This window comes from Streptomyces sp. ID05-39B (assembly GCF_033794725.1).
Classification (GTDB): domain Bacteria; phylum Actinomycetota; class Actinomycetes; order Streptomycetales; family Streptomycetaceae; genus Streptomyces; species Streptomyces bobili.
Genome location: NZ_JARGEF010000194.1, coordinates 1 through 15903, shown reverse-complemented (window position 1 = coordinate 15903; position 15903 = coordinate 1). Strand labels below are relative to the sequence as shown.

General features: G+C 71.6%; 12 protein-coding genes and 1 pseudogene. 8 read left to right on the top strand and 5 right to left on the bottom strand.

Going from position 1 to position 15903, the window contains the following annotated elements; all coding sequences use genetic code 11:
- Positions 1 to 132: 132 nt before the first annotated feature.
- Complete coding sequence (locus P1P75_RS30880) at positions 133 to 1077, bottom strand: LysR family transcriptional regulator (protein WP_319261684.1); 945 nt, start codon at positions 1075 to 1077, stop codon at positions 133 to 135.
- Positions 1078 to 1214: 137 nt separating this feature from the next.
- On the opposite strand from P1P75_RS30880, the gene P1P75_RS30875 reads away from it, so the two are divergent.
- Positions 1215 to 2600 carry an MFS transporter gene (locus tag P1P75_RS30875; RefSeq protein ID WP_319261690.1) on the top strand — a complete coding sequence of 462 codons (1386 nt, stop codon included), beginning with the start codon at positions 1215 to 1217 and terminating at the stop codon, positions 2598 to 2600.
- Between the two features lie 152 nt (positions 2601 to 2752).
- Here P1P75_RS30875 and P1P75_RS30870 read toward each other — a convergent pair whose 3' ends face one another.
- Complete coding sequence (locus P1P75_RS30870; protein ID WP_319261681.1) at positions 2753 to 3118, bottom strand: hypothetical protein; 366 nt, start codon at positions 3116 to 3118, stop codon at positions 2753 to 2755.
- Between the two features lie 91 nt (positions 3119 to 3209).
- On the opposite strand from P1P75_RS30870, the gene P1P75_RS30865 reads away from it, so the two are divergent.
- From P1P75_RS30865 to P1P75_RS30845, 5 genes and pseudogenes are all read left to right on the top strand, one after another.
- Positions 3210 to 4064, top strand: a complete 855-nt coding sequence (locus tag P1P75_RS30865) for a serine hydrolase (protein WP_319261678.1) — start codon at positions 3210 to 3212, stop codon at positions 4062 to 4064.
- Positions 4065 to 4309: 245 nt separating this feature from the next.
- Positions 4310 to 4591 (top strand): annotated as a pseudogene (locus tag P1P75_RS30860) (esterase-like activity of phytase family protein); the annotation flags it as partial.
- 145 nt (positions 4592 to 4736) lie between these two features.
- Positions 4737 to 8492, top strand: coding sequence for an ABC transporter ATP-binding protein (locus tag P1P75_RS30855; protein ID WP_319261676.1), 3756 nt, complete (start codon positions 4737 to 4739; stop codon positions 8490 to 8492).
- Positions 8493 to 8590: 98 nt separating this feature from the next.
- The gene (locus P1P75_RS30850) at positions 8591 to 8980 is read left to right on the top strand and encodes a hypothetical protein (protein ID WP_319261673.1); all 390 of its coding nucleotides are present in this window, start codon (positions 8591 to 8593) and stop codon (positions 8978 to 8980) included.
- A gap of 138 nt (positions 8981 to 9118) precedes the next feature.
- Complete coding sequence (locus P1P75_RS30845) at positions 9119 to 10543, top strand: S28 family serine protease (RefSeq protein ID WP_319261671.1); 1425 nt, start codon at positions 9119 to 9121, stop codon at positions 10541 to 10543.
- 78 nt (positions 10544 to 10621) lie between these two features.
- Here P1P75_RS30845 and P1P75_RS30840 read toward each other — a convergent pair whose 3' ends face one another.
- A complete protein-coding gene (locus tag P1P75_RS30840; RefSeq protein WP_319261668.1) occupies positions 10622 to 12421 on the bottom strand; it encodes a glycoside hydrolase family 3 protein in 1800 nt (599 codons plus the stop codon).
- A 187-nt stretch (positions 12422 to 12608) separates the two neighbouring features.
- Positions 12609 to 13535, bottom strand: a complete 927-nt coding sequence (sigJ, locus tag P1P75_RS30835; RefSeq protein ID WP_319261665.1) for an RNA polymerase sigma factor SigJ — start codon at positions 13533 to 13535, stop codon at positions 12609 to 12611.
- 116 nt (positions 13536 to 13651) lie between these two features.
- Between sigJ and P1P75_RS30830 the strand changes: the two genes are divergently transcribed.
- The gene (locus tag P1P75_RS30830) at positions 13652 to 14032 is read left to right on the top strand and encodes a hypothetical protein (protein ID WP_319261687.1); all 381 of its coding nucleotides are present in this window, start codon (positions 13652 to 13654) and stop codon (positions 14030 to 14032) included.
- 11 nt (positions 14033 to 14043) lie between these two features.
- Here the strand turns inward: P1P75_RS30830 and P1P75_RS30825 are convergent, their stop codons facing one another.
- Complete coding sequence (locus P1P75_RS30825) at positions 14044 to 14967, bottom strand: LysR family transcriptional regulator (RefSeq protein ID WP_319261662.1); 924 nt, start codon at positions 14965 to 14967, stop codon at positions 14044 to 14046.
- Between the two features lie 89 nt (positions 14968 to 15056).
- Here P1P75_RS30825 and P1P75_RS30820 point away from each other — a divergent pair.
- On the top strand, positions 15057 to 15903 hold an 847-nt coding region (locus tag P1P75_RS30820; RefSeq protein WP_319261660.1), incomplete at its 3' end, for an EamA family transporter.

Here is a 15903-nt window from a genome sequence, read left to right as displayed (position 1 = left end):
GGTGGGGGAGGGGATCGGTGGCAGAGGTCACCACTGCACCGTGCAGACGGCCGATGAGCGCGAGCTGTGGTCAGCCTGGGTCTGGTCTGTGAGTGGGCGGGAGGGCGCTTTCGACGGCCGGCGCCCTGCTGCTTACCGCTGGGTCCATGCCGGCGTCCACGAGGGTGTCCAGACGTTGCTGCCGGGGCGGTCGGGCTGTGCGGAGTCGAGGTGGGTGCGCAGTGCGGTGAGCGCGGGATGCGGGTTGTCGCGGCGCCAGATCAGCGAGTGCGGGTAGACGGGCGTCGGGTCGGTCACCGGGATGCGCCGCAGGTCGTGGCCGGCGGGCCAGACGAGGCGGGTGTGCTCGCCCATGAAGGTGGCCAGGGCCGGGGTGTCGGCCACGGTGTCCAGGAGCGCGTCGGAGCCGAAGTTCGGACCGGTCGCCTCGATGGTGAGGCCGAACTCGGCGACGAGGTCGTTGTAGTAGGCGGCCCACTCGGTGCCGGGGACGATGCCGGGCATCCAGATCCGGTGCCCGGCGAGTTGGGCGGCGGTCACCGAGCGGGCGCCCGCCAGCGCGTGGGCGGGGCCGGTGAGGAGCTGGAGCGGCTCGTCGAGCACCCGGACGGACTCGATGTCCGCGGGAAGGGGCCTGCCGGGCACGGCGACGGCGCGGAAGGACGCGTCGATCGCACCGGACCGGATGGCGGCGACGGCCGTCTCGATGTCGAACAGCCACACCACGTCCAGCTCGATCCCGGGGTGCGCGCGGTGGAAACCGCGCATCAGGCCCGACGCCGCGCTGCGCGAGGCGAGCACGTCGACGCGCAGCGGACGGCTGCCGGTGCGTACGGACGCGACCGCGCGCTCGGCGACACGCAGCAACTCGCGCGCGTGGGGCAGGAACGCCTGCCCGTCGATGGTGAGTTCGGCGCCGCGTGCGGTGCGGGTGAACAGCCGCACGCCCAGCTCGCGTTCCAGCGCGGCGATGCGCTTGGAGACCGCCTGCTGGGTGACCGCCAGTTCGGCGGCGGCTTCCTGGAACTGTCCCGCGTCGGCGACGGCGACGAAGGTCCTGGCGGTGTCGAGGTCCACGCCGACGCACCCTAGTGCACAACGCCTGGTTGTGGCTGCTCGGCGCATTGGTTGTTTGACCTGGTGCTCCGTCGCCGGATTTGCTCTCAGCGGTCAACGTCGGTTTGTTCGGGTGGGACATCGGGGGTGTGCTGATCGTGGTGGCCAGGAGACGGCTGGGCCGGCGGTTCGGGTGGCTGTGGGCGGCGTACGCGGTCAGTACGTTCGGCACGCGGCTCGCGTTCGACGCCTTCGCCCTGATCGCCATCCTCGTGCTGCACGCCGGGCCGGCCGAGGTGTCGGTGCTGGCGGCGACTGGGCTGGCGGTGGGGGCCGTGGTGGCGGTACCGCTCGGCCCGTGGGTGGAGTTTCACCGCAAACGGCCCGTGATGATCGCGATGGATCTGACCCGGTTCGTGGCACTGATGAGCGTCCCCGCCGCCTACGCACTCGGCCTGCTCGGCTTCGTCCAGCTCCTGGTGGTGTCCGTCGTCGTCGGTGCGGCCGACATCGCCTTCAACGCGGCCGGCGGCGCTTATCTGAAGGCGATCGTGCGGCCGGAGGACCTGGTCGTCGCGAGCGGCCGGTTCGAGTCCACGAACTGGACGGCCACCGTGCTCGGACCGCCCGTCGGCACCGCCGCGATCGGGTTCTTCGGCCCGGTGCTGACGGTGGTGACCGACGCGGTCAGCTATCTGCTCTCGGCCGCGGGGATCCGCGCGATCGGCGGGCAGGAGCCGCATCCTGTGCACGCCGGTACGAAGGTGACCGGCGGCAGCGAGCCGCACCCGGCTCGCACGGGTACGAGTGTGACCGGCGGGAGCGAGCCGTGTCCGGCACGCGCCGGTACGGATGCGGTGGGCGGCAGCGAGGCGCACCCCGTGCGCGCCCGTACCAAGGAGGTACGGCTCCGGTTCGGTGGACTGTTCGAAGGGTGGCGGTACATCCTGGCCCACCCGGCCCTGCGCCCGCTCTTCCTCAACACGGTTCTGGTCAGCGGCCTGATCATGGCGACCTCACCGCTGCTGGCCGTCCTCATGCTCGCCGACCTGGGGTTCGCCCCCTGGCAGTACGGCCTCGCGTTCGGCCTGCCCTGCGTCGGCGGCATCATCGGCTCACGGCTGGCCCCCCGGCTCGTCGCACGCTTCGGCCGGCACAGGGTCATGCTCACCGCCGGCACCCTGCGCGCGTGCTGGTCGCTCGGGCCGGCCTTCGTCCGCCCCGGCGTGGCCGGGCTCGTGCTCGTCATCGTGGTCGAGTTCGGGCTGATCACCTGCATGGGCGTCTTCAACCCGGTGTTCGCCGCCTACCGGCTCGACCGGACGGCCACGGACCGGGTCGCCCGCACCCTCTCGGCGTGGTCGGTCACCAGCAAGGCGACCGTCGCGGTCATGACCGGGCTGTGGGGCCTGCTGGCCGGCATCACCGGCCCCCGCGTCGCGATCGCCGCCGCCGGTCTCCTCATGCTGGTCACCCCCTTCCTGCTGCCCCGGCACGACCACACGCCGCACCACGAGCGGGACCTGGCCCGGAGCCCGACGTGACGCCTCAGCGGCCCTCGTCCATCAGCGGCCGTCGTCGATCAGCGGCCCTCGTCGATCAGCCGCCCTCTACGTCACCCCCTCGCCCATCACCCTTTCCTCGCCCATCCCTCCTCGCCCATCACCCCCCTCCTCCATCAGCCGCACGCTCCCCGTCATCCCGCTAGCGCTCCGAACTTCTCCCGGTAGGCGGACAGTTGCTTCTCGTAACCGGCTACGAAGGCCCTTTCCTCACCGGACCCCATCGTGGTTCCTGGCAACTCCGTCTGAAGGAAGTCCGGTATCTCGTGGAACACCTCGACGGCCGCTTTCCAGCGGTTTCCTCCCCGGCGTCTGGTGAGCAGGAAGTTCCTCATCAGGGAGCCCAGGCCGGCAGCCAGAAGCTTGGCGGGCACCTTCTTCCCGCGGAACGCGTCCCCCTCGGGCGGCTGTCCTTCGGACGTTGCCAGGTACTGCATCACCCACAGTGCGGCGCGCAACTGCCCAGCGGCGAAATGCCCGTTCGGTGTCTCGGTCGGCATGCTGCATCCCTACCCGCCGTACCCGGGCCTGACGAATCCGGTTCATGGAACGTGAGTACAACTATCGGCCGCGTGTGCGAGTCAACGTGGCATGACTCACAGGACTTTCAGACGGACGAGAGGCCTCGTCGCCACCACCCTGGGCGCCGGCATCCTCATCACGGGCGTGGGCGCCGCGACCCCCGCGGCGGCCGCCGCCCCGACGGTCAGCTGTACGTCGGCCAAGGCAGGTCTCGCCGCCAAGCTGAAGAAGGACATCACCGCGGCCCTCGCCACCCGCAAGGGCACGGTGGCCGTCGGTCTCTACGACCGCACCACCAACACCACCTGCACACTGCGCGCGTCGACCGCCTACGACTCGGCCAGCGTCGTCAAGGTCACCGTTCTCTCCGCCCTGTTGTGGGACGCGCAGAAGCACCGCAGGGCCCTGACCACGCGGGAGAAGTCCCTCGCCACGGCGATGATCACCAAGTCGGACAACGCCTCCACCACCACCCTGTGGAGGCAGCTCGGCATCACGAAGATCAGGGCCTTCCTCACGGCGGCCAAGATGACGCAGACCAAGCCGGGCGCGAACGGTTACTGGGGGCTGACCCAGATCACCGTCACCGACGAGCAGAAGCTGCTCAAACTCCTCACGGCCAGGAACGCCGTCCTCACCGACACCTCGCGCGCCTACGTCAACAAGCTGATGGCGGGGGTCGTCTCGTCGCAGCGCTGGGGCACCCCGTACGGGCGGCCCGCAGGGGTCAGCTGGCACGTCAAGAACGGCTGGCTGTCGCGCGCCACCCACGGCTGGCGGGTGCACAGCGTCGGCACGTTCAAGGGTGGCGGCCACGACTACGCCATTACCGTCCTCACCCACGGCAACAGCACGATGAGCTACGGCATCAACACCATCCAGGGCGTCGCCAAGGTCATCCACCGGGACCTCGCCGCCTCCTGAGCGGCATCGGACCGGCTCGGACCGGCTCAGACCGGCTCGGACCGGCTCAGACCAGCTCGGACCGGCTCAGACCGGCTCGGACCGGCACCCTTGACGGACTGTCCCACCGACCGTCATCCGCCCGCCCTACGACGACACCCGGCCGCCCTACCGTGACCCATGCGCCTGCGAACCGTACTCGCCACCTTCACCGCCGGCCTGGCGGTGGCCACCAGCCTGGCCGCCGCCGGCCCCGCGAACGCCCAGCAGAGCCCAGCAGAACAGCCACGGACACCAGCCGCGTCGAGAACCTGACCGGTCAGGACGGCGTACGCCCGATCGGCAAGACCCTCATCACCGACCTCGTGAGCTGCCCGTCACGGGGAGCGACGGCGAAGCAGCCTCAGTCGAACCCGCCCCTCGGCACCATCGAGGGCATGGTGATCACGGGCCGGAGCAGGAGCACGCTGAACGTCTCGCTGGTCAGTGACGACAAGCAGAACGCGGTGCGTACGACCCGGTTCTCCTTCCTGCGCGTACGCGTCTGATCCACCGCCTGAATCTCCCCGATTTGTTGCGGAGGGATGAAATCCCGTTCGTGTCACGTTGGTGCCTTCTGGAAGATCAGGCCGATCAGGCCGATCAGGCCGATCAGATGGATCAGATGGATCAGGTCGAACGGAAGGCACCGGCGTGGCTGCGCAACGGGGATGGGCACGGCGACTGGCGAGCTACGCGTGGCGCCATCCGACGGACGTCGTCCTCGCCCTCGGTTCCTCCCTCGGCGGCATGGCCGTCATGGCACTGGTCCCGCTGATCACCAAGGTCATCATCGACGACGTGGTCGTCGGCCACACCCGGGACATGGCCCCCTGGGCGGGCGCCCTGATCGGCGCGGCCCTGATCGTCTACGCCCTCACCTACGTCCGCCGCTACTACGGCGGCCGTCTCGCCCTCGACGTCCAGCACGACCTGCGGACCGAGATGTACGGGACGATCACCCGGCTCGACGGCCGCCGGCAGGACGAGCTGTCCACCGGACAGGTCGTCGGCCGGGCCACCAGCGACCTCCAGCTCATCCAGGGCCTGCTCTTCATGCTCCCGATGACCATCGGGAACATCCTGCTCTTCCTGATCTCCCTGGGGATCATGGCCTGGCTGTCGCCGCCGCTCACCCTTGTCGCGCTGGCCGTCGCTCCCGCCCTGTGGGTGATCGCGAAACGCAGCCGCAGCAGACTGCACCCCGCCACCTGGTACGCGCAGGCGCAGGCCGCGGCCGTCGCGGGTGTGGTCGACGGCGCCGTCAGCGGCGTACGCGTGGTGAAGGGCTTCGGGCAGGAGGACCAGGAGACCGGAAAGCTCCGCGAGGTCGGCCGCCGTCTCTTCGCGGGCCGGATGCGCACCATCCGCTTCAACTCGCGCTACACCCCCGCGCTCCAGTCGGTCCCCGCGCTCGGCCAGGTCGCGATGCTCGCGCTGGGCGGCTGGCTCGCCGTGCACGGGCACATCACCCTCGGCACCTTTGTCGCCTTCTCCACCTACCTGGCGCAGCTCGTCGGCCCGGTCCGCATGCTCGCCATGGTCCTCACGGTCGCCCAGCAGGCCCGCGCCGGCACCGAACGCGTCCTGGAGCTGATCGACACCGAGCCGTCGATCAAGGACGGCACCAAGGAGCTGCCCGCCGACGCGCCGGCGTCCGTCGAGTTCGACGACGTGTCCTTCGGCTACGCGGACGGCCGCCCCGTCCTGGACGGGCTGAGCTTCGAGATCCGCCCCGGCGAGACCCTCGCCGTCGTCGGCTCTTCCGGCTCCGGCAAGTCCACGGTCTCCCTCCTGCTGCCCCGCTTCTACGACGTCACCCGCGGCGCCGTCCTCATCGGCGGCCACGACGTCCGTGAGCTGACCCAGGAATCGCTGCGGGCCGCGATCGGCCTGGTGCCGGAGGACTCCTTCCTCTTCTCGGACACGGTCCGCAGCAACATCGCGTACGGCCGTCCGGGCGCCACCGACGAGGAGATCGAGGCCGCCGCCCGCGCCGCACAGGCCGACCGGTTCATCGCCGAGCTGCCCGAGGGCTACGCCACCAAGGTCGGCGAGCACGGCCTCACCCTCTCCGGCGGCCAGCGCCAGCGCGTGGCCCTCGCCCGCGCGATCCTCACCGACCCACGGCTGCTGGTCCTCGACGACGCCACCTCCGCCGTCGACGCGCGCGTCGAGCACGAGATCCACGAGGCCCTCAGGCACGTCATGGAGGGCCGCACCACCCTCCTCATCGCGCACCGCCGCTCCACCCTCCACCTCGCCGACCGCATCGCCGTCCTCGACGCCGGCCGCCTCGCCGACCTCGGCACCCACGAGGAACTCCAGGAACGCTCGGCCCTGTACCGCCGCCTGCTCACCGACCCGGACGAGCTGGGTGGCGTCTCGCCCGGCCACACCCGCCCCGAGGAGCCCTGCGAGGACACCTCGACGGGGGTCCCCCCGCTCGAGTTCATCCGAGAGTGGGGGAGTGACGAGCTGGACGCCGAGTTCGACGCCGAGCGCGGGGTCACGCCCCGGCTGTGGACCGGCGACCGCGAGCCGAAGGACACCGCGCTCGCCGGTACGCCCGCCACCCCCGAGCTGCTCGCCCAGGTGGAGGCGCTGCCCCCGGCGACCGACGTCCCCGACGTCGACGAGGCTCGCGCGGTCGCCGCCGAGGACTCCTACGGCCTGCGCCGGCTGCTGCGCGGCTTCGGGGCGCCGCTGCTGATCAGCCTCGGCCTCGTCGCCGTGGACGCCGGCATGGGCCTGCTCCTGCCGGTGATGATCCGGCACGGCATCGACGACGGTGTCACCCGGATGGCCATCGGCGCCGTCTGGACCGCGTCCCTGCTGGCGCTGCTCGCCGTCGCCGTCCAGTGGGTCGCGCAGACCGGCGAGATCCGGATGACCGGCCGCACGGGCGAGCGGGTCCTGTACGCGCTGCGCCTGAAGATCTTCGCCCAGCTCCAGCGGCTCGGCCTCGACTACTACGAGCGGGAGCTGACCGGCCGGATCATGACGCGGATGACGACGGACGTCGACGCGCTGTCGACGTTCCTGCAGACCGGCCTGGTCACCGCGTTCGTCTCGGTCGTCACCTTCTTCGGCATCATGGCCGCCCTGCTGGTGCTGGACGTGCAGCTGGCCCTGGTCGTCTTCGCCACCCTGCCGCCGCTGATCATCGCCACGTTCTTCTTCCGCCGGGCCAGCGTGAAGGCGTACGAACTGGCCCGTGAGCGGGTGTCGGCGGTCAACGCCGACCTCCAGGAGTCGGTGGCCGGACTGCGCATCGTGCAGGCCTTCGGGCGCGAGCGGGACGGCGGGGAGAGGTTCGCCGAGCGCAGCGACAGCTACCGGCAGGCCCGCATCCGCGGCCAGTGGCTCATCTCGGTCTACTTCCCCTTCGTCCAGCTGCTGTCCTCGGTCGCCGCCGCGGCCGTCCTGATCGCGGGCGCGGGCCGGGTGGACGCGGCGACACTGACGACCGGCGCGCTGGTCGCCTACCTGCTCTACATCGACCTGTTCTTCGCGCCCGTCCAGCAGCTCTCCCAGGTCTTCGACGGCTACCAGCAGGCCACGGTCTCGCTGGGCCGCATCCAGGAACTCCTCCAGGAGCCCGCCTCCACCAAGACCGCCAAGGAACCCCAGGGCGTCCCCTCGCTGCGCGGCGAGATCACCTTCGAGGACGTGCACTTCACCTACGGCAAGGACGAAGAGGCCCTCACCGGGATCGAGTTGAGCATCCCCGCGGGGCAGACCGTCGCGTTCGTCGGTGAGACCGGCGCCGGCAAGTCGACCCTGGTGAAGCTGGTGGCCCGGTTCTACGACCCCACCGGCGGCCGGGTGCTGGTCGACGGCACCGATCTGCGCACCCTCGACCTCACCGCGTACCGCCACCGGCTGGGCGTCGTCCCGCAGGAGGCGTACCTCTTCCCCGGCACGGTCCGCGACGCCATCGCCTACGGCCGTCCGGACGCCGGCGACGCCGAGGTGGAGGCGGCGGCGCGGGCGGTCGGCGCGCACGAGATGATCGCCACGCTGGACGGCGGCTACCTCCACGAGGTCGCCGAGCGCGGCCGCAACCTCTCCGCAGGTCAGCGCCAGCTCATCGCGCTGGCCCGCGCCGAACTGGTCGACCCCGACGTCCTGCTCCTCGACGAGGCGACGGCCGCCCTGGACCTGGCCACGGAGGCCCTCGTCAACCAGGCCACCGACCGCATCGCGGGCCGCCGTACGACGCTGGTGGTCGCCCACCGGCTGACCACCGCCGCCCGTGCGGACCGGGTCGTCGTCATGGACGGCGGCCGGGTCGCCGAGGACGGCACGCACGACGAACTTCTCGCACGCGGGGGGCGTTACGCCGCGCTGTGGCGGGCGTTCGTCGGGGCGGCCGAGCCGGAGGAGCCGGTCGGCGCGTCCCGCTGACGGTCGTCGCAACCATCCGACACCTGCCGTGCGTCCGTACACCTGTACGCCCATCCGTACGGTCCCGCGTACGGCATCTGTGGGAGGGGTCGAAGACCGTGGACAGTGGTGCGATACGCCGACGGCTGGGGGCGGGGCTGGCCGTGCTGACCGCGTCCGTACTGCTCGCGGTGGCGGCACCGGGCAGCGCCCAGGCCGCGCCCTCCTCCTGCACGGGCCGCCAGGTGCGGATGCTGCCCTTCTCCACCGGCTCCGTCTTCGTGTACAAGAACGGCGGCCGGGTGTGCGCCGTGACCATCCAGAAGCACCCCGGCACGAAGCGGGTCGTCTCGGTGAGTGTGCAGGCGCGCGGCCACGTGGCCGTCCGCAAGTCACGCAAACACGTGCGCAGTTCGCCGCCGGTCGAGGTCTACGCCGGTCACCGCTGTGTGCGGGTGTCGGGCTCCGTGGGCAGCGGCAGGTACGCCTCCGGCTGGATCCTGTGCTGAGTCCCGGCCCGGCCGGCCTGCGCCAACTCCCCTGATCAGGCCCCGACATTCGGCCCATTTGCCAAACCCCTCTGGTGTGACGGGTGTTGCTCCGATAGCTTCCGGCGCACATCTGTCTCACAGGGAGGGTGCACGCGCATGCGCAAGGCGCTCAGATGGCTGCTGGCGTTCACCGTGCTCATCGGCACGCTGACCACGGCCGGAGCGGCCACCGCCGCCCAGCCGGAAGCCGCGGACATCAAAGACCGGCTTCTCTCCGTACCCGGCATGAGCCTGGTCCAGGAGAAGCCGTACCCCGGCTACCGCTACTTCGTCCTGAACTACACCCAGCCGGTGGACCACCGGCACCCCTCCAAGGGCACGTTCGAGCAGCGGATCACCGTGCTGCACAAGGACGTCAGCCGCCCGACGGTCTTCTACACCGGCGGCTACAACGTCTCCACGACCCCGAGCCGCCGTGAGCCCACCCAGATCGTGGACGGCAACCAGGTCTCCATGGAGTACCGCTTCTTCACGCCGTCCCGCCCCGACCCCGCCGACTGGTCCAAGCTGGACATCTGGCAGGCCGCGAGCGACCAGCACCGCATCTTCACGGCGCTGAAGGCGGTCTACCCCGAGAACTGGATCTCCACGGGCGGCTCCAAGGGCGGCATGACGGCCACCTACTACGAGCGTTTCTACCCGCGCGACATGGACGGCGTCGTCGCCTACGTCGCCCCCAACGACGTGGTGAACAACGAGGATTCGGCCTACGACCGCTTCTTCGCGAACGTCGGCACCAAGGAGTGCCGCGCCCGCCTGAACGCCGTGCAGCGCGAGGCGCTGGTGCGCCGCGAGCCGCTGGAGAAGAAGTACGAGGCGTACGCCGCCGAAAACGGTTACACCTTCACCACCGTCGGCAGCCTGGACCGCGCCTACGAGGCCGTCGTCCTCGACTACGTCTGGGGCTTCTGGCAGTACAGCCTGGTGTCCGACTGCGACTCGATCCCCGCCGACGCGAAGAACGCGACCGACGACGAGATCTGGACCTCGATCGACACGATCTCCGGGTTCTCCTTCTACACCGACCAGGGACTGTCCCCGTACACCCCGTACTACTACCAGGCGGGCACCCAGCTCGGCGCGCCCACCATCCACTTCCCGCACATCGAGAAGAAGTACGTCCGCTACGGCTACCAGCCGCCGCGCAATTTCGTCCCGCGGGACATCTCCATGAAGTTCCAGCCGTGGGCGATGCGTGACGTCGACACGTGGGTGAAGCACAACGCCCGCCACATGCTGTTCGTCTACGGACAGAACGACCCGTGGGGCGCCGAGCCGTTCCGCCTCGGCAAGGGCGCCAAGGACTCCTACGTCTTCACCGCGCCCGGCCTGAACCACGGTGCCAACGTGGCCGGCCTCGTCGCCGACGAGAAGGCCCTCGCCACGGCCCGCATCCTGGACTGGGCGGGCGTCGCCCCGGCCGCCGTCCAGGAGAACGCCGCCGCGGCCAGGCCGCTGGCGAAGTTCGACGCGAAGCTGGACGTCCGGGACGTGGAGCGCGAGCCCGCGCTGCGCCCGTAGTCCCTGTTCAGCCCGCCCACGACGGCCGGCCGGCGCTCCGCCGGCCGGCCGTCGTGCCGTGTGGTTCCGGCACCGGCCTCAGTAGGTGAGGCCGTGCCCGATCGGGTACAGCACGCTCGCCGGATCGTCCGGACGCTGCAACGGCACCGGCAGCCTGCCCTGCGGCTCCACGGCGCCCGCGATGACCCGGGCCGCGGCCCGCAGCTCGACGTCCGTCCAGGAGTAGGACGCCAAGTACGCCTTCACGGACGGCAACTGGGCCACGTCGTACGGATTGCGGACCGCCACCGCGACCACCGGCCGCCCCGTCGCGAGCAGTTGCCCGACGAGGGTCTTCTGCGGACTCGTCGCGGAGACGTTGTAGGTCCCCACCACCACCGCGTCCGCCTCGCCCGCCGCCGTCACCGCGCGGGCGATCGTCTCCGCGGACGGGGCCGTACCCGTGGACAGGGCCGTCGCCGCGAACCCCAGCTCGGTGAGCGCGGCGGCCAGGACGCCGGTGGGCGGACCCGTAGTACCGGAGGGGGAGGCCGGGTCGGCGCCCACCACCAGCAGCCGCCGGTGCGCAAGCGGCGACAGCGGCAGCAGGGACCCCTCGTTGACCAGCAGGGTCGTCGTCCGCTCGGCGATCCCGTCGGCGGTCGCCAGGTGCGCCTTCGTGCCGACCGTCCGCCCGACCCGGTCCCGGCTGACGTAGGGGTCGGCGAGCAGCCCAAGACGGTCCTTCAGCCGCAGGATCCGCAGGACCGATTCCTCCAGCCGCGCCTCCGTCAGCTCCCCGTCCCGTACGGCCCGCAGCACGGCGTTCCAGGCGACGTCCAGCTTCGGCGGGTTGAGGAGCTGGTCGACGCCCGCCTTCAGCGCGAGCACCGGCACCCGGTCGTCGCCGTACTTCGTCCGTACGCCCGCCATGTCGAGCGCGTCGGTGACCACCACCCCGTCGTAGCCGAGCTTCTCGCGCAACAGGCCGGTGACGACGGGCCGGGACAGGGTGGCCGGGTCGCCCGAGTCGTCGAGGGCCGGGACCAGGATGTGCGCGGTCATGATCGAGTCGACGCCGGCCGCGATCGCCGCCCGGAACGGCACCGCGTCCAGCGCCTCCCACACCTCGCGCGTGTGCGTGATGACGGGGAAGCCGTAGTGGCTGTCGACGGCGGTGTCGCCGTGCCCGGGGAAGTGCTTGGCCGTCGCCGCCACCCCGGCCGCCCGGTAGCCGCGGATCTCCGCCGCGGCCAGCTCCGCCACCGCCTCGGGGTCCGCGCCGAACGAGCGGACGCCGATGACCGGGTTGGCCGGGTTGACGTTGACGTCGGCGACGGGGGAGTAGTCCTGCCGGACGCCCATCGCCCGCAGCTCCCCTCCCGCGACCCGGCCGAGGGTGCGGGCGTCGGCCCGCGACCCCCCGGCGCCGATCGCCATCGCCCCCGGGAACAGCGTGGCCGGCTCACCGACGCGCGCGACGATGCCGTGCTCCTGGTCGGTGGAGACCAGCACCGGCAGCCCGCGGGGCTGTCCGAGCGAGGCCCGCTGCAGACCGTTGGAGAGGTCGGCGATCTGGAGCGGGTCGCGGGTGTTGTGCGCCCACGTGAAGTAGATGATGCCGCCCACCCGGTACCGGGCGATCAGTTCCGCGGCGGTCCGCACGCCGAGCTCGGCGAGGTTCGCGTCGGCGTCGGCCTGGTCGGGGGCGGTCGCCGAATGACCGTAGACCCGCGTGACGAAGACCTGGCCGACCTTCTCTTCCAGCGTCATGCGCGAGATCACCGCCCGCAGGCGGCGGTCGGCGCCGGCGTGGGCGGTGCCGCCGAGGGTGAACGCGGTGGCGAGGGCGGTGGTGAGGCCGGCGCCGGCGGCGAGGACGGTACGTCTGGAGGGCACGTGCGCTCCTTCCGGAGGGGTTCCGGGTGGTGATCCAGTGATCCGGTGATCGAGGAGTGATCCAGTGATCCAGTGATCCAGTGATCCGCTGAAGGAAACTTCCGTCGCGCCAGCAGTAATCCGGAAGTTTCCGCCAGTCAAGGGAACGCGCGCGGCACCGGGGGGTTTGCCCTCCGGCCGACCCCCTCTAGCCCTCCCGCGCCCACGGCCGCAGCTTCTCCGGGTTGCGGATGACCCAGATGCGGGTGACGCGCCCGTCGCGGATGTCGAACGCGGCCACGGTCATCACGACGCCGGCCCGCTCGGCCACCAGGCCGGGCACACCGTTGACCGACCGCTCCAGGAGCACGAGCCCGGGAGCCCGGTCGGCGATGGCGACCATGTACTCGGCGATGCGCGCGCCACCCTCCACCGGGCGCAGGACGGTGCCGGCCATGCCGCCGCCGTCGGCGGTCATCACGGCGGCCGGGTCGAGGAGACCGACGAGGGCGGCGATGTCCTTGCTCTCCCACGCCTCCTTGACGTGCCTGACCACGTCGGTCCGGCCGGCCGCCGTCACCGGAGCGCCCGCGGGGCTCACCCGTCGCCGCGCGGAAGCCGCCAGCTGCTTGCAGGCGGCGGGCGTCCGGCCCAGCACGTCGGCGATCTCGGCGAACGGGTACCGGAAGACGTCGTGCAGGACGAACGCCACCCGCTCGGCGGGCGTCATCGACTCCAGAACGACGAGGAAGGCCATGGTCACCGACTCGTCCAGCACGATCTGGTCGGCGGGGTCCGCCGGACCGGTGGCACCGCCGGGGTGGGCGCCGCCCGGACGGTCCCCCTCGGCGCGGTCGGGCAGCGGCTCGGGCAGCCAGGCGCCGACATAGCGTTCGCGGCGGGCCCGCGCCGAGCCGAGCAGGTCGAGACAGATGCGGCCGGTCACCGTCGTCAGCCAGGCGCCGGGGGACCGGATCTCCTCCCGCCGGCTTCGCGGCAGCCCGTACCAGCGTGCGTAGGCGTCCTGCACGGCGTCCTCGGCCTCGGTCACCGAACCGAGCAACCGGTAGGCGACATTGATCAGTTGGCGTCGCTCGCCGACTGTCCCGTCCGTTCCGCCCCCGACAGTCCCCATGCCTGTGGCCGCCCCCGCCTTACCTTTCACAGCCCCGCGTCGTCGGGCTGGTGAGACCTTACCGATCTGCTGCCCGAGGGCGGAAAGAGGACTGTGACATGGCTGACACGGCTGGCATGGCCACTCAGATGACGGCGACGGTTGGGGCGGACGTACGGCGCGGCTCCTCGTTCCTGCGGATCGCGATCGCCCTGCAGACCCTGACCATCTTCCTCCAGGCGGTCTCCGCCGGGATGCTGCTGACCTCGTCCTACGGAGCGACGCTGCACGATGTCGGCGCCCGTGTGATGTACGGGGCGTCGATGCTGTACCTGCTCGCGGCGGTGCTGGCGTGGAAGCCGGGCGGCGGCCCGGTCCGGCCCGTCTGGCACGCGTCGGGGTTCCTCGTCCTCGCCTCGGTCCAGGTCGTGCTCGGCATCGCACACGTTCCTTCGGTCCATCTTCCCCTGGGCGTCCTGATGTTCGGCCTGAGCATGCTGGCGCTGGCCCGACGCTGAGATCCGCGGGTCTACCGGCTCTCGCGGTGGACCGTCGCCACCCTCGGCCAGTGCTCCCGCAGTACCCGTACCGCTTCCGCGATCGCCGGGCGGCGGGAGGCGCCGGTGCGCCACAGGGCGTACAGGCGGCGCACCGGCATCGGGTCGAGGGCGACCTCGACCGCGCCCGGGGGAAGGGGGCCCCGGCCGAGGCGGGGGACGAGGCCGACGCCGAGGCCGGCCGCGACCAGGGCGACGAGGGTCGGGTTCTCCTCGGCCTGGTGGACGAGGTCCGGCTCGTGCCCGGCCGCACGGAGGGTACGGACCAGCCAGTCGTGGCAGACCCGGCCGGGCGGCTGACAGATCCACCGCTCGCCGCCCAGCTCCTCACGCCGTACGCCCGTCCGCCCCGCGAGGGGATGCCCGACGGGGACCAGCAGATCGCACAGGTCGTCGCCGATGACCGCCTGCTCGACGCCCGCGGGGGCGGGCAGCGGGGCGATGTCCCAGTCGTGGACGACGGCGAGGTCCACGGCCCCCTTGGCGACGAGGCCCACCGACAGATGCGGGTCGATCTCGGTGAGGCGGGCGTCCAGCGCGGGGTGCCGGTCGGCGAGTTCGGCGAGGACGGAGGGCATCAGGCCGCGGGCCGCCGAGCCGAACGCGGCCACGCTCAGCCGTCCCGCCGGCACTCCCCGGCGCTCCTCCAGCTCGGTCTCCGCCCGCTCCACGATCGCCAGCAACTGCTGTGCGGCGCCGACGAGTTGATGGGCGTCGTCGGTCAGCCGGACACCGCGGCCCTCGCGTTCGAGGAGGACGGTCCTGGTCTCCCGTTCCAGCTTGGCGATCTGCTGGGAGACGGCGGACGGGGTGTAGCCGAGCGCGGTGGCGGCGGCCCCGACGGTGCCGTGGACGGCGACGGCGTGCAGGGCGCGCAGCCGCTGGAGATCGAGCACGGGTCCCTCCCTCTCATCAGTTCTGCTACATCGAACCGTGCAGCAATCATCGCTGGTGCTTCACGGTCGGGGCAGGTGATCCTCGACGCATGCGACCAGCCCACCTCCTCCTCGCCGTTCTCGTCGCCGCCGTCTGGGGAGTGAACTTCACCGTCATCGAGATCGGCCTCGGCCACTTCCCGCCGCTCCTCTTCTCCGCCCTGCGCTTCCTGGTGGCGGCCCTGCCCGCGGTGTTCCTCGTCGGCCGCCCGAAGGTGGCGTGGAAGTGGATCGTGGCGGTGGGACTGGTGCTGGGGGTGGCCGAGTTCGGGCTGCTCTTCGTCGGCATGGACGCGGGGATGCCGGCCGGGCTGTCCTCCCTGGTCCTCCAGATCCAGTCGGTGTTCACGGCGGGCATCGCCTTCGCGTTCCTCGGCGAACGCCCCACCCCGGTCCGCCTGCTGGGCATGGCGGTGGCCCTCGCGGGCATCGGGGTGGCCGCGGCGGACGAGGGCGCCTCGGGTCCGCTCGGCGCCTTCGCGCTGGTCATCGCGGCGGCGGCCTGCTGGGGCGCCTCGAACGTCATCATCCGCAAGGCGTCCCCGCCGGACGCGCTGAACTTCATGGTCTGGGTCAGCACGATCCCCGTCGTCCCCCTCCTCGCCCTCTCCCTCCTGACCGAGGGCCCGTCCAGGGACCTGGCCGCACTGCGCGCACTGGACTGGCAGGGCGCCGGTACGGTCGTCTACGTCGCCTGGGTCACCACGGTCTTCGGCTTCGGCGCCTGGGGTTGGCTGCTGCACCGCCATCCCGCGTCCACCGTGGCCCCCTTCTCGCTCCTCGTCCCGGTGTTCGGCATGACCTCGGCAGCCGCCTTCCTGAACGAGCCGGTAAGCGCCCTGCGCTGGTGCGCGGCAGCCCTCCTGGTGACGGGAGTAGCCCTGACCTCCCTCCCCT

Excerpts from the sequence above, each read along its gene's own strand:
- P1P75_RS30870 (WP_319261681.1), bottom strand. The coding sequence starts at position 3,118 with ATGCCGACCGAGACACCGAACGGGCATTTCGCCGCTGGGCAGTTGCGC.
- P1P75_RS30865 (WP_319261678.1), top strand. The coding sequence starts at position 3,210 with ATGACTCACAGGACTTTCAGACGGACGAGAGGCCTCGTCGCCACCACC.
- P1P75_RS30845 (WP_319261671.1), top strand. The coding sequence starts at position 9,119 with ATGCGCAAGGCGCTCAGATGGCTGCTGGCGTTCACCGTGCTCATCGGC.
- sigJ (WP_319261665.1), bottom strand. The coding sequence starts at position 13,535 with ATGGGGACTGTCGGGGGCGGAACGGACGGGACAGTCGGCGAGCGACGC.
- P1P75_RS30830 (WP_319261687.1), top strand. The coding sequence starts at position 13,652 with ATGGCCACTCAGATGACGGCGACGGTTGGGGCGGACGTACGGCGCGGC.